13 protein-coding genes, 1 tRNA gene and 1 riboswitch are annotated in these 13,954 nt (G+C 64.7%); of the genes, 3 read left to right on the top strand and 11 right to left on the bottom strand.

All coding sequences use genetic code 11. The features are described from left to right. Positions 1-206: 206 nt before the first annotated feature. Entirely contained in the window at positions 207-986 is a 780-nt protein-coding gene (locus tag JW929_05570; GenBank protein ID MBN1438863.1) for a DUF429 domain-containing protein, read from the bottom strand. Between the two features lie 317 nt (positions 987-1,303). On the opposite strand from JW929_05570, the gene JW929_05565 reads away from it, so the two are divergent. After that, on the top strand, positions 1,304-1,600 hold the full coding sequence (locus tag JW929_05565; GenBank protein MBN1438862.1) for a hypothetical protein: 297 nt from the start codon (positions 1,304-1,306) through the stop codon (positions 1,598-1,600). 240 nt (positions 1,601-1,840) lie between these two features. Here JW929_05565 and JW929_05560 read toward each other — a convergent pair whose 3' ends face one another. Continuing rightward, positions 1,841-2,239, bottom strand: a complete 399-nt coding sequence (locus JW929_05560) for a response regulator (protein ID MBN1438861.1) — start codon at positions 2,237-2,239, stop codon at positions 1,841-1,843. A gap of 9 nt (positions 2,240-2,248) precedes the next feature. Then, positions 2,249-4,105 carry an excinuclease ABC subunit UvrC gene (gene uvrC / locus JW929_05555; protein MBN1438860.1) on the bottom strand — a complete coding sequence of 619 codons (1,857 nt, stop codon included), beginning with the start codon at positions 4,103-4,105 and terminating at the stop codon, positions 2,249-2,251. 140 nt (positions 4,106-4,245) lie between these two features. Here uvrC and JW929_05550 point away from each other — a divergent pair, with 140 nt between their 5' ends. Further along, entirely contained in the window at positions 4,246-5,376 is a 1,131-nt protein-coding gene (locus tag JW929_05550; protein ID MBN1438859.1) for a hypothetical protein, read from the top strand. 106 nt (positions 5,377-5,482) lie between these two features. Here the strand turns inward: JW929_05550 and JW929_05545 are convergent, their stop codons facing one another. From JW929_05545 to JW929_05515, 7 genes are all read right to left on the bottom strand, one after another. Continuing rightward, positions 5,483-6,772 carry an O-acetylhomoserine aminocarboxypropyltransferase/cysteine synthase gene (locus tag JW929_05545; protein ID MBN1438858.1) on the bottom strand — a complete coding sequence of 430 codons (1,290 nt, stop codon included), beginning with the start codon at positions 6,770-6,772 and terminating at the stop codon, positions 5,483-5,485. Between the two features lie 99 nt (positions 6,773-6,871). Then, positions 6,872-6,992, bottom strand: a riboswitch (SAM riboswitch). Positions 6,993-7,345: 353 nt separating this feature from the next. Further along, complete coding sequence (gene cysE / locus JW929_05540; GenBank protein MBN1438857.1) at positions 7,346-8,047, bottom strand: serine O-acetyltransferase; 702 nt, start codon at positions 8,045-8,047, stop codon at positions 7,346-7,348. Between the two features lie 270 nt (positions 8,048-8,317). After that, positions 8,318-9,250, bottom strand: coding sequence for a cysteine synthase A (cysK, locus tag JW929_05535; protein ID MBN1438856.1), 933 nt, complete (start codon positions 9,248-9,250; stop codon positions 8,318-8,320). A 298-nt stretch (positions 9,251-9,548) separates the two neighbouring features. Then, a complete protein-coding gene (locus JW929_05530; protein ID MBN1438855.1) occupies positions 9,549-10,010 on the bottom strand; it encodes a hypothetical protein in 462 nt (153 codons plus the stop codon). Positions 10,011-10,047: 37 nt separating this feature from the next. Next, positions 10,048-10,650, bottom strand: a complete 603-nt coding sequence (gene recR, locus JW929_05525; protein ID MBN1438854.1) for a recombination protein RecR — start codon at positions 10,648-10,650, stop codon at positions 10,048-10,050. A 172-nt stretch (positions 10,651-10,822) separates the two neighbouring features. Next, on the bottom strand, positions 10,823-12,421 hold the full coding sequence (dnaX, locus tag JW929_05520; GenBank protein MBN1438853.1) for a DNA polymerase III subunit gamma/tau: 1,599 nt from the start codon (positions 12,419-12,421) through the stop codon (positions 10,823-10,825). Positions 12,422-12,568: 147 nt separating this feature from the next. After that, a complete protein-coding gene (locus JW929_05515; protein MBN1438852.1) occupies positions 12,569-13,267 on the bottom strand; it encodes a LysM peptidoglycan-binding domain-containing protein in 699 nt (232 codons plus the stop codon). A gap of 83 nt (positions 13,268-13,350) precedes the next feature. On the opposite strand from JW929_05515, the gene JW929_05510 reads away from it, so the two are divergent. Further along, positions 13,351-13,803, top strand: a complete 453-nt coding sequence (locus JW929_05510; protein MBN1438851.1) for an NYN domain-containing protein — start codon at positions 13,351-13,353, stop codon at positions 13,801-13,803. Between the two features lie 7 nt (positions 13,804-13,810). Here the strand turns inward: JW929_05510 and JW929_05505 are convergent. Next, positions 13,811-13,882 (bottom strand) — tRNA-Ile (locus JW929_05505). Between the last annotated feature and the right edge of the window lie 72 nt (positions 13,883-13,954).

The following is a 13,954-nucleotide window of genomic DNA, read 5'->3' as shown; positions in this document are numbered from 1 at the left end:
GGTGACGGCGTTCACAAAGCACGTCATGCCGGCGCCCGCCCTCGGCGTGTTCTTTGCCGGGGGTGCACTTAGCCGGCATCCAGGAACCGATGGAGCATTTTCCGCAGCGCATGCCCTGGCCCCCGATAAAAACACTCGGGGGTGACGGGAAATACAAACTCGGGGGTGACGGGGAAGACCAATCCGGGGATGACAAACGCGACTCTCTACTTTGTGTATTTCTCCAACATCTCCCGCGCCGGCAAACAAACCCACCCGTCCGCATCGTCCCCGACCCAGGCAACGGCATCCGGCGCGGAATGAGCGCGCCAGGCGGTGAACGCGGCGAGCAGCGCGTCTAATTCGCCCGCGCGCCGGACCGCCCCCAGCGCGAGGCGGCCGGACAGGATGTGGTGCGCGGTCAACTCCTCCAGCGCGTCCATCGGGTCGGAAAGCGCGACCCTTTCGCGGATCAGCGCCAGCTGGCGCTGGATCCGCCCTTCGAGGGTCTCCCGTCCGAAGGGCAACCGCCCCAGCAGCGCCGCGGCGCAAGCCGCCGGGCAGGTTTCGATCACGGCCCGCGGCGCCTCGCGCGATTCCCGGCCGTCGATATACCCGAGCGCCGCCAGGTCCCGCCCCAAACGCAGGGAGGATCGCATCCACGCCGGCGCGGCGCTCTCCAGCGCCGGCGTGCGGCGCATGGGAATCCCCCGCCGGATCAGGTCCGCATCCGCCGCGCGGATCCGCGTCCGTTTTCCGGCGCGCAGGGTTTCGCCGATGGGCGCCTCTTCCGTAATCCCGTCTTGCGGCAGTTGCAGCGGGCCGCCGACGGCGGCGGTGATTCGCTCACAAGAGGCCAGCTCCTGACACGCATCCTCCGGCGCAGCCTCCTTCAGAATGCGGACCTCCAAGCGCGGCGAAAGCACGGCCAGGGTCAGCCTGCGCTTCCCCGCAGATAAATCCACCCCCGCAAACACCCGGTGGCATTCCATCGATGTGCTTTCCATGCGAATCGAGTATACATCAGGCTCGTTTCTGCCTGCCTTTCCCCAACAGGGGATTATAAAAGTCGGCCGAGTCCGGCCTCGCTTCGCGGAGCGTGGCCGGGGCAGCCCGCGCGTCATGCGGACGTATCAAGGACCCAGTCGTTTTCCGATTGTTTTGTCCGCCCGGCGGACTCTCCGGGGCGGGCTCAACCACCATTCATGCCTTCTGGGCGCCCCGTAATATCTTCGGAGGCTTCGCGAATAAAAAAGGTTTGACATGGGACCGGGGAGGGGTGATACAATCCGTCGGAATTTATCAATCGTTTCGGCGGGCTTCGATGAGTTTTAAAGAACGCTTCGGGTGCTTTTTCCTCGCCGTCGGTTCGGTGGCTTTCCTGCTGTTCGCCGTTCCGATCATCCAGGCCTTCCGGATGGATCCGGCGGGGGTTCCGCTGGAATGGATCGGCGTCGCCCTGGCCGCGCTGCTCGTCTTATGGACGGGCTTCAGGCTGTTCAGCTCCGCCCGCAAGGCGGCGGAATCCCAAAGGCCCCCCAGCCTGGGAGCGCGCATCGCCGGGAGGGTAAGATCCCACGGCCGGGACGGGGGGAAGGATCCGCCGCTGGGCAGCCGGTGACGTCATGAATAGGCGACCGCCAGCGCGCCAGCGTTCGGCGGGCGGGGAATCGACGCCTATCCGGTTCGAAGACGACGGGGCGGAATTCTGTTCTTACGGTGCGATGGCCGTGATGACAAACCCGACAACCATGACCAGGCCGAAAATAACGAACAGCATGTACACCCAATTTTTCGGACGCCGTTTCGGGGGTTGCGGTTTCGCGGTCTTCGAGTACATCTCTTCTCCGATAGCCTAGGGTTACGCCAGCTCCTCCGGGTTCTGTTCGGCGAATCCCGGAAGCACCTGCACCAGCACTTTTCGCAAATCCTCCACGTCCAACGGTTTTACCAGGAAGCTGTTGGCCCCGGCCGAAAGCAAAGTATACACCGCTGTCTCCGCGCTTTCCACCGAGAGCATCACCACTGGAAGCTTCTCTTTCGGGTAACGGGAACGGACGAAGCGCAGAAATTCCGCCCCGTCGACCTTGGGCATGTTCAGGTCGAGGAAGATGATGTCGGGCGGCGGCATTGACAGCAGCGCCTTGCCCGCCTCGACCGGGCTGGAAAACGAACGGGCCTGGACTCCGACCACCACCAGCATCAGGCCCACCGCCTTGCACATGTCCACGTCGTCGTCGATGATCCAGGCTTTATGCATCCGCCGTCCTCACAGCTCTCCCCGCAGGCGATCCGCCGTCCGGCGGGTGATTCCCCTCACCTTCATCAGCTCGTCCACCGGCGCGGTCCGGATGGCCTCCAGCGACCCGAAGGTCTTGAGCAGCAATTTGCGCCGGGCCGGCCCGATCCCGGGTATGGAATCCAGCTTGGACGCCAAGCCCTTCTTCGCGCGCACGCTGCGGTGGTACGTGATCGCGAAGCGGTGGGCTTCATCGCGGATCCGCTGAAGCAGGAACATCCCTTTCGAATCCCGCGGCAACCGGATGGCGGCTTTGCAGCCCGGCCGGAAAACCTCCTCCTCCTGTTTGGCGAGTGAGGCGGCCGGCACCCGTTCGGTCAGCCCGAATTCAGCCAGCACCTTTTCCGCCTCCGCGAGCTGGCCCTTTCCGCCGTCTACCAGTAAAAGGTCCGGCAGGGCGGAAAAAGACGGATCCTTCTTGCGTCCGACCGGCTCTTCCTCCGGCCCTTTCCAGCGGGCGAACCGCCGGCGGAGCACTTCGCGCATCGAGGCGAAATCGTCCGGCTCGCCTTCGACGCACCGCACCTGAAACCGGCGGTAATGCGCCTTGTTGGGAACCCCCTGCTCGAACACGACCATGCTGGCAACGACCGCGGTTCCCTGAATGTTGGAGATATCATAACACTCCACGCGCCCGGGCGCCCGGGGCAAACCGAGCCCCTTCTGCACCTCGGCGAGCGCCTCCACCTGGCGCGAACGGTCGGCGTCCCATTGGGCCCGCAGGGATTTCAGCGTTTCGGCGGCGTTTTCGGCCGCCATCCCAACCAACTCGCGGTCCACCCCGGACCGCGGAACGGAGATCCGTACCGCCTGCCCGCCGCGCCGCGAGCGCAGCCACTCCTCGACGATCTTGGTTTCCTCCACTTCGACGGGCAGCAGCACCTCGGCCGGGATCCCCGCCGCCTCCTCATAGAACTGGACGAGGAACTGGCGCAGCACCTCGGATTCCTCCGCCCCGCGCGTGCCCTCGAGGATGAAATGCTCGCGTCCGATCAACCGCCCGCCGCGGATGATGAACACCTGGACGCAGGCGTCCGCCTCCTGGCGCGCCAGGGCCACTACGTCGGAATCCGTCTTGGTGGCGGAGACGATCTTCTGCCGCTCAACGACGGCGTGGATCGCCTGCAGACGATCGCGCAGGCGGGCGGCCTGCTCGTAGCGTAGACTCTCCGAGGCTTCCCGCATTTTCCGCTCCACCTCCGCGGCGATCGCCTCCACTTCGCCGTGCAGAAACCGGCACAGGTCGTCGATCATCCGCCGGTACTCCTCCTGGCCGATCTTCCCGGTGCACGGCGCGGAACAGAGTTTTAGGTCATACCACAGGCAGGCGCGTTCGTCGGCGCCGGTGATTTCGCGGTTGCAGGTGAGGTAGGGAAAAATCCGGCGCAGCAGATCGAGGGTTTGGTGCACAGCCCAGACCGCGGTGTAGGGGCCGAAGTAGCGGTTGCCGTCCCGCTCCATCGTCCGGGTGACCGTCACCTTCGGGAACCGATCGGTCCAGTGGACCAGGATGTAGGGGTAGCGTTTGTCGTCCTTGAGGCGGATGTTGTAATGCGGCCGATAGCGCTTGATCAGGTTCATTTCGAGGATCAACGCTTCCAGCTCCGATCCAACCAGGATCCATTCGATGTCGGCGATGTTGCGGACGAGTTTTTCGGTTTTGAGGTCGTGGCCGGCCCCGGCCTGGAAGTAAGACCGCACCCGCGAGCGCAGATTGACCGCCTTGCCGACGTAGATCACCTTCCCGGCTTCGTCCTTCATCAGGTAGCAGCCGGGTTTTTGGGGGAGCGTATCGAGGATTCCGGTCAGGTGTTCCGAGGCGGTCATCGCGTCCGATCCGCGGGTATTATATTCCCCCCAGCCCCGATTCCGCAGGTGTACAATGGACTCCGCCGCGCGCAGGAAACCGGCGCTTGCTCGAGGCGCACTCCTCCGCCGCGGGAAAACCGCCATACGGGAGAGGACCCATGTCCGGTCGATCGCAGCACATCCGGAAAATCGGCTATGCTGTCGGTTATTGGACGGCCCTGCTGCTTCTCAGCGCCAACGTGTTCATCACCTTTCTCAAAGATCCGGGGATGAACGGCTACCCGGGGGCGCAGTTCGACGAGATGATCAACGGGACCGCCTCCAAACCCTACGTAACCCGCGCGCTCGTCCCGAGCCTGGTCCGTCTGGCGGTCGGCGCGCTTCCGGAAAAAACGCGCCGAACCTTCAACGAAAACGTCGTCAAATTCGTCAATAAGATTCCTCCGGACGTGCGCGAAGCCGTCGACCGGACGAAAAACCCTGGCACCGGCGGGCAATCGAATTTCCGGACTCTGTGGTGGGACATCCTCGCCATGTACGTCATCGCCTGCGTCCTGCTGTACGCCTTTCTGCTCGCCTTTCACTTCGCCTTGCGCAGCCTGTTCGGCGCCTTTTTCCGCGGGCCGGGTTGGTTCGCCGACGCGGTCGGGCTGGCCGCGCTCGCCGCCCTGCCGCCATTTTTCGTGTACTACAATTTCCTCTACGATTTGCCGACCCTGTTTTTCATCACCCTGCTCCTGGCGCTCGCCGCGCGCCGCAAGTGGATCCCCTTCCTGGCGGTGTTCGCCTTCGCCTGTTGGAACAAGGAAACGACGATTCTCGTGACGATGGTCTTTGCGCTTGCCTATTGGAGGCGCCCGGAAACGGTCGACCGGAAAAAGTATTGGTCGCTGCTGCTGGCGCAGCTGGCCGTCTTCGCCGTCGTGCGGATCCCCATCACCCTGGCGTATTGGAACAATCCCGGGGGAGCGGTCGAATACCATTTCGTCGACCACCAACTCTCGCGGATCTTCCTGCAGCTGTATTCTTTCGCCGATCTGTTCATCGCGCTGGGGGCGCTGCTCTTGTTGGGATACGCCTGGAAGGAGAAGCCGCGGTTCTTGAAAATCGCGCTCACGATGGCCGTTCCGCTGCTGATCCTGGCGACGTTCTTCGGCTTCCTGGACGAGTACCGGGCCTTCTATGAACTCTTCCCGGTCGTCTTCTGCCTGGCGGCCCATACCATCGGCAAATTGCTGGACGTTCCGCTTTCGCCCGTGGAAAGCGAGCCCGTCGCGCCGCCGGCTTGAGAAAACGAAACCTTCCGTCGCGCCTGCCTGTTCCTGGCAGGTACCGCGCCGGCTTTCCCATGGAGAACGCAGACCGCCTCGGGCTTTGAGCCCGAGGCGGTCTGGCTTACACCTGCGTCAGCGCCTGATCCAAATCCCAGAGGATGTCGTCGATATCCTCGATCCCGATCGAGAGGCGGATGAAATCCGGCGTTACGCCCGCCGCGGCCTGCTCCGCAGGCGACAGCTGGGCATGGGTGGTGCTGGCGGGATGGATCGCCAGGCTCTTCGCGTCGCCGACGTTGGCCAGATGGCTGAACAGCCTCAGGTTCTCGATGAACTTCCTGCCCGCCTCCAGCCCGCCCTTCACCCCGAATCCCATGATGGCTCCCGGCCCTTTGGGGACGTACTGCTTCGCCCGGCGATGGTCCGGATGGCTTGCCAACCCGGGATAAGAAACCCAGGCGGTTTTCGGATGCGCATCGAGGAACTCGGCGGCCTTCTGCGCGTTGGCCACGTGGCGGTCCATCCGCAGGCTGAGCGTTTCCAACCCTTGCAGCAGCAGAAACGTGTTGAACGGCGCCTGGCATGCGCCGATATCCCGCAGGATCTGAGCCCGCGCCTTGGTGATGAACGCCGCCGCCCCAAGCGACGCAAACACCAGCCCATGGTGGGCGGGGTCCGGCTGGGTGAAACTCGGGAAGCGGCCCGAGGCGGCCCAGTCGAAATTGCCGCCGTCGACGATCGCGCCGCCGATCGTGGTCCCATGGCCGCCGATGAACTTGGTCGTCGAATGCACCACGACGTTCGCGCCCCATTCGAGCGGGCGGCACAGGTAGGGTGTGGCGAAGGTGTTGTCGATCATCAGCGGGATCCGGAATTCGCGCGCAATCTTGGCGACTTCCTCGAACGGGAAGACGTTGATCCGCGGATTGCCGAGCGTCTCGCCGTAGAGGAGCTTGGTGTTGGGACGGACGGCGCGGCGGAAATTCTCGGGGTCCGACGGATCCACGAAGGTCACTTCGATCCCCAACCGCGGAAACGTGTGGTTGAATTGGGTAAAGGTTCCGCCGTACAGCGTGGAGGCGGAGACGATGTGGTCGCCCTCCTCGCACAGCGTGAAGACCGCCATGCTCTGGGCGGCGTGGCCCGAGGCGGCCGCGAGCGCCCCCACGCCGCCCTCCAAATCCGCCAACCGCGCCTCAAACACGTCGTTGGTCGGATTCATGATCCGCGAGTAGATGTTCCCCGGCTCCTCGTGGGCGAAGAGCCGGGCGGCATGCGCCGTGTCGCGGAACACAAACGAAGTGGTCTGGTAGATGGGAACCGCGCGCGATCCGGTCGAGGGATCCGCGCTTTGCCCGGCATGCAGCTGCCGGGTGGAGAAACCGAATTTTCTGGATTCTTCCTTTGCCATGCTGCCTCCTTAAGTGTGACCGTTACGCTCCGCTCTCCCGTCCGAAAAACGCACCGCCTCTTCCGAAAGAAGAGGCGGTGAACATTCCGTGTCACTGCCCTCTCATCTTTCAGAGTGTGGACGACGCAATCCGCCGTCCCTGCTGCCGGATTTGGCACCTGCGTCTCCGCTGGTTGCCGAGGCTTCATCGGGCCGGTCCCTCCGCCTCTCTGGATAAGAGTGCTTTGCGTATGTAGTTGTTGGGCGCGCTTATAACATACCGCCGAATGAAGTGTCAAGTTGAAAGATCGGGGCGGTCTGGGAGTCCGCCCGGGCTTTCAGCCTGGGGAGCATGCCTCGGTTTTTCCAACTCGCGCGGTCCGCCATCCCCGGACCTGCCCTTGCGGATCGATGCGCTTCGGACAACGAAGCCCTTCGAACACGAAGCCGGGGCGATTGGCCGCCGGTGGCCGCATCAGCCTGCAATCCGTGAACACCAAACGGTTTCGACGCTTCAGCGGATCCTCGCGCCGGCGCGAGGATCCGGTACGGACCGCGCAAGCACCGGACGCGCTTCTGGTGCGAGAGGCCGGATTAGATCTCGAAATCCTCTCCGGTCCATACGCCGTGATCCACCGTCCGGACGTGGGTGGGATGCGCGTGCCCGTTCAACCGCCCCTCCAGCGCATCCACCCGCTTCATCAGCTCCTGCAGCGATTCGCCGATCACGTCCGGCATCTGCGAGTGCTCGAGATCGGGAATGTGCCCGGCAGGATGCGGCCGCGAGCGGACGACGATCTCGCCCGGCACGCCGACCACGACCGAATCCGGCGGAACCGAACGCACCACCACGGCATTGGCCCCCACCCGGCTGGATTCGCCGACGGTGATCGCGCCGAGGATTTTCGCCCCGGCCCCGACCACCACGCAATCCTCGAGCGTCGGATGGCGCTTCCCCTTTTGAAGGCTGGTGCCTCCGAGGGTGACGCCGTGATAGAGCGTGACGTCCTCGCCGATCTCGGAGGTCTCGCCGATCACCACCTCCATCCCGTGGTCGATAAAGAGGCCCGGCCCGATCGTCGCGCCGGGATGGATCTCGATTCCGGTGAAGGCGCGGACGATCTGCGAAAGAATCCTTCCGACCAGTTTGAAGCCCCGGATCCAGAACCAATGCGCCGCGCGGTAGCCCCAAACCGCGTGCAAGCCGGGGTAGCAGGTCAGCACTTCCGGCAGGCTGCGCGCCGCCGGATCGCGGGCGAAGACGGACCGGATATCGCGTTGAATCGTGGTTATCATGCTTGCTCCATCCTGTTGGTATCAGGCATTGGGTTTGAGACGATGGACCATCGACCCCAAGCTCTCGGCCATAGGCCATGGACCCTCGGCGAGTATTCGTTTTGGATTGAATATCCTCGACTCAAACGGCGCAGAGAAAAACCGCTTGCCTACGACCATGGTCCATCGTCCCTGGTCTATGGTCAGTGCTTCGCGATGGTCGATGGTCGACAGTCGACAGTCTCTGTTTACCCGGCCATGGTCCATCGTCTACCGTCTCTGATCGGTCCTTCACTCCTTCAAATTCGCGAAAAGCGGCGTGCTCAGGTAGCGCTCGCCGAACGACGGGATGATCACCACGATCAGCCGGCCGGCGCTTTCGGCGCGGCGCGCCAGGAGCAGCGCGGCCCACAGCGCGGCGCCGGACGAGATTCCCACCAGCAAACCCTCCTCGCGCGCGGCGCGGCGCGCGGTGGCGAAGGCGTCGTCGCCCGCCACCCGGATGACCTCGTCGTAGATGTTCGTGTTGAGCACCTTGGGGACGAAACCGGCGCCGATGCCCTGCAGCGGATGCGGCCCCTTCGCGCCGCCGGAGAGCACCGGCGAGGCGTCGGGCTCGACCGCCACGACCCGCAGGGACGGCTTGCGCGCCTTGAGCGCCTCGCCCGTTCCGGTGATCGTCCCACCGGTTCCCACGCCCGCGACGAGCACGTCCACCTTGCCGTCGGTGTCGCGCCAGATCTCCTCCGCCGTCGTGCGCCGGTGAATCTCGGGATTGGCGGGATTCTCGAACTGCTGCGGGATGAGGTAGCACGGATCGTCGCGCGCCAGCTCCTCGGCTTTGCGGATCGCGCCGGCCATCCCCTCCGCCCCGGGAGTGAGGATCAGCTCCGCGCCGTAGGCTTTTAACAACATCCGCCGCTCGCGGCTCATCGTATCCGGCATCGTCAGCGCGCACCGGTAGCCGCGCGCCGCGCACACCATCGCCAGCGCGATCCCGGTGTTGCCGCTGGTCGGCTCGAGGATGACCGTTTCGGGCGTGATCCTTCCGGCCTTTTCGGCGGCGTCGATCATCGCCGCGCCGATCCGGTCCTTCACCGAATGCGCCGGATTGAAAAATTCCAGCTTGGCGGCGATTTCCGCCTTCGCGCCCGCCGCCAGGCGGTTGATGCGCACCAAGGGCGTGTTGCCGATCAGATCCGTTACGGAATTCGCGATTTTCATGTTGTTCCTCTCTGTTGGAGCCCCCTCCCTTCCCTCCCCCATTTGCGTAAAGATGTCCGTACATGGCAGCGGGATCAAGCGACGCAAATGGGGGAGGCAGGAGGGGGTTTAAAACAAAACAACCGCCTCGGATGCTCCAGGAGACGGCTGCCTTCGCCTAGCAAATCGTGTCCGGTTCTGCGCGCGGTAACGCTTAAGCGAGAGACCTCCGTCCCTGGCCAAGACAGATACACATGCAAGCGACCGAACCGGAAAAGCGTTTCATCGTTTTTTCATTGTAAAGGAAGCACCGCCCTTGTCAAGGGCGATTGCTCGGATTAATCGGACAATAAAGATTTCCGCAGGCCCGGCAAACGGCGCCGCGGATTTGCACCGCAGCCACTCCCATTAAAACCCAAAAGACGGCCAGCCAGGCGGGATGCCGCCAAAGGAACGGCTGCGGGATTGCGGTCAACAGCAGTAAGGAAGCGCAAAGCGCGGCGATCTCCGCGGCGGAATACGGCCCCGGCCGCCGGCGGAACAGTGCGGCCGCCTTGCCCGGCAGCACATGCGCGCAGCCTCCCTTGCACGGGCATTTGGCGCAGTAGGCAAACAGAACCACGGACATGGCGGCCGGGCAAAGCAGCAAATAGCATACGCCGAACCAAATCGACGCCCGGAACACCGCCGCGGCCCCCAGGCCGACGGCCGTGCCGGCAAAGGCCAAACTTAAAATTCCATGGACCCGCACCGCCTTGCCATTCGAGGATCTTTGCCCCATCTGCCATCACCTTTCCGAAACCGTTGGGCGCGCCGGCCTACATTTCGCTCCGGCCCTCGAGCGCCTTGGAAAGCGTGGTCTCGTCGGCGTATTCCAGATCGCCCCCGACCGGAAGCCCGCGCGCCAGGCGGGTGACCTTCACCGGAAGCCCCTGCAGCTGGCGATGGATGTACATCGCCGTCGCCTCGCCCTCCATCGACGGGTTGGTGGCCAGGATCACCTCCCGCACCCCGCCGGCGCGCACGCGCGCCGCAAGCTCGGCGATCTTGAGGTTCTCCGGACCAATCCCCTCCACCGGCGAGATCGCACCGTGCAGAACGTGGTAGCGTCCTGCAAATCCCTGGGCGCGCTCGAGCGCCAGCACGTCCAAGGGCGCCTCGACCACGCACAAAAGCGATCCGTCGCGCCGCTCGTCGCGGCAGACCGCGCACGGGTCGAGAGCGGCGTCGGTGATGTTGAAGCAGACCGAACAAAAGCGGGTCTGCGCGCGCAGCTCGAGCAGCGCCTCGCCCAGGGTCCGGGCTTGCTCCTCCGGCACGCGCAACAGGTGATAGGCGAGGCGCGATGCCGTCTTGGGGCCGACGCCGGGCAGGCGCTGGAACTGCTCTATCAATCGGAAAACGGATTTCGGAAGCGTCATAATGTGGGCGGCCCGAGCAACATTCGGGCCGGTTTCCTCTGGACCTGCTTAGCCCGGCGGCAGGGAGCCGTCGGCAAACCGGCCAGCGGCACGGCATCGGTTTTTCGCATAACTTCCAGATCGATCTTCACCGCACGGATCCGCCGGCCGCCGGGAATGTCCCCTCGAAACGCTACGGCAGGTCGATCACCTGCGCGCCGAATTCGCGCGAGGCGGTGTCCACCATCCCGCCTTCGGGATATTGCGCCGGTTGCTCGGCGATGGATTGCGGCTTTCCGATAAGGAAGCGGATCCGCATCGGCGAGCCGAGCACTTCCGCCAGCACCCCCTGCAACACCAACAGCGTTTCGGGACGGGCGCATTTCTGCCTGACAAGGTCCGAATCCACGGCGATCGACAGCAGGTCCCCGTCCAGCGCATCCGGCCGGGCGCGCGCGAACAGGGTGTAGCTGCGGGAATCCCGCTCCCGCACCCCGCCCAGTACGCGCGGCCAGGTTTCGCGGATTCTCCCCAGCGACAGACCGGCCGAGTTGACTTCGGCGGCGGTCGGGCCGCTGCCGGGGGCAACGTTCGGCTTGGCCGCCGGGTTAAGCGGCGGAGTCGGCGCCCGCGCCGGCGCGGGCCGGGCCGCGCCTCCTCCGCCTCCGGCGGACGCCGGTTTCGCGGCCGCCGCTTGGCCGGAGGATTGCGGCGGCGAATCAATGATGGAATCGATCAACGCCAGTTCCAACGGCAGTTGGGGACGCCAGCCGGAGCGCAGATCGGCGGCGGCGCGGGAGAACGCATGGATCGACCGGTACAGCGCCGCCGGATCCATTGCGGCGGCGAGATCCTTGAGTGCGGCCCGCGTTTCCGGCGTGGCCTCCACCAGATCGGCGTTGCCCGACGCGGCCATCAGCACCCCGCGCAGGTGATCCACCACCTGGCGGGCGAACTGGCGGGCGTCCGCGCCGGAATCCGTGGCGCGGTGAATGATCAGCAATCCCTTGGCCGCGTCCCGGCGGGCGATGCATTCCGCCAGCTCCTGCACGGTTCCGCCGCCGGTGGAACCCAGCATCTCGAGCGTGCGCTGCAGTGTGATCGATTCCCCGAGCGAGCCGAGTTGGTCCAGCAGGCTGATGGCGTCGCGCATGCTGCCCGTCGCCTGGCGGGCGACGGCTTCCAGCGCCTCCGGTTCGGCCTCCATGCCTTCCGCTTTGACCATCTCCGCCAGCTGGGCGGTGATCTCCGCCACGCCCAAACGGCGGAACTCGTGCCGCTGACAGCGCGAGACCACCGTGGCGGGGATTTTATGGGCTTCGGTCGTGGCCAGGATGAAGATCGCATGCGACGGCGGCTCTTCGAGGGTTTTAAGCAGCGCATTGAAGGCGGCGCTGGAAAGCATGTGCACTTCGTCGATGATGTAGACCTTGTAGCGGCCGTCGCCCGGCGCGAAGGGAACCCGTTCGCGCAGATCGCGCACGTCCTCAACGCTGGTGTTGGAAGCGGCGTCGATCTCGATCAGGTCAAGGTATCTTCCCTCGTTCACCGCCTTGCAGCGGGAGCATTGGTTGCAGGGGCGCTCCGCCTCCGCTTCGGCCAGGCAATTCGCGGCCTTGGCCAGGATCCGCGCCGTGCTCGTCTTCCCCGTCCCGCGCGGGCCGGCGAAGAGGTAGGCATGCGCAATCCGCCCCGTGGCGAGCGCGTTCTTCAGCGTCTGGACGACGTGTTTTTGCCCGACCACGTCCTCCCAGGTCTGCGGACGCCATTTCCGATACAGGACTTGGTTCATGGTGGACTCCGGGACGGTAGTGTAGCAGAGCGGTCCGGTTCGGTCCAGCCCTCCCCCCTGTTGTCCCCCAATTTTCCATCCTGGATTCAAACGAACAGCCACTTCCGTCCTTGGGCAAACGGGGGGAGGTGCCCTTGGAGGGCGCGGTCAGGGAATCACATACGCCGAACGCAGGTTCCCGAGCGGATCGAGCAGGATCACCTCGTCGCCGGAATGCCAGAGGGTTTCCTTCAGATTCCAATAGAGATCGATTGCCGTGTCGACGCCCTCGGCGGTGTGGACGAGCACGGCGCCCTGGGCGACAAGCGAGAATTCCGCAAACACATACTCGGTCCCGGACGGCGCGCGCAACCGCCAGCCGGTGAGGACGGCGTTCGGACCGGGATTGGTGATGCGCACCGCTTCGAACAGCAGGTTGCCGGGGGAGACTACGGATTCAATGAAGGGCCACGGCGCCTGCTCCCCCTCCTGGGGGGTGACAGTCGGATCGTCCGGGACGGCGCGGCCCGTCTCGCCGTGCACCGGGATGATCAGCGTCATCCCCGGCTCCAGCCAGTCCGGATTTTCCAGGTTGTTCACCTCCACCAATTCTTCGACGGTGACTCCGAACTGCTCGGCGATCCGGCCGAGGGTGTCTCCCGCCTTGACGGTATAGAGGAAGGTTTTCGGGGTCGGGGACACGGCAGGAAGGGGGAGGACCTCCCCGTGCGGCTGGAGCGTGAGCGGAGCGGTCGGCGCGGGCGCCGCGGATTGCTGCGATCGATTCCAGAGGAACAGCACGCCGAGCATCGTCGCCGCCGAAACCAAAACGTTCAGCGCGAGGTAAAATATCCATCGCTTGGCCATGGTTTCCTCCGCGTGCTTCTTGCGTTCAGTGTAGCACCTCCCGCGCACGCAATCAACCGCCGACGGCCGCAGGACGGTGAACGGTGCCCTACGTGATCGACGGCCACAACTTGATCGGAGCCTTTCCGGGTTTGGCGCTTTCCGACCCGGGAGACGAGCATCAGCTGCTGCGGCTGCTCGAGCGGTTCGGGGCGGCGGCCCGCTGCAAGATGGTGGTGTTCTTCGATCGCGGCCGGCCGGACCTGGGGCCGCCGGTCCGCGGAGGAGGCTGGGTCCGGGCGCATTTCATCCCCCCGCCGCGCCGCGCCGACGACGCAATCCTCGATTTTCTGCGCGGGCGCGGGGACGCGCGCCACTACATCGTCGTCAGCTCGGATACCGAGGTCCGCCGACGGGCATTGCGCGCCGGGGCGAAGATCCTTTCCGCTCAGGAATTTTTGCGCCGGATGCGGTTCGTTCCGCACCCCATGGAGAAAGAAAAACCTCCGCCGGACGCGGAGGATTTCGATTTGTGGATGGACATCTTCAAGGAATAAATCCAAGTGGGCCCGGATGGGCTCGAACCATCAACCAACTCCTTATGAGGGAGCTGCTCTGCCGTTGAGCTACGGGCCCAAGGAGCGGGCGACGGGATTCGGACCCGCGATGTCAGCTTGGAAGGCTGATGCCTTGCCACTTGGCGACGCC

This window comes from Anaerolineales bacterium (assembly GCA_016928575.1).
Taxonomy (GTDB): domain Bacteria; phylum Chloroflexota; class Anaerolineae; order Anaerolineales; family RBG-16-64-43; genus JAFGKK01.
Note: the sequence above shows the minus strand (reverse complement) of the source record. Positions and strands in the feature narration are given on the sequence as shown.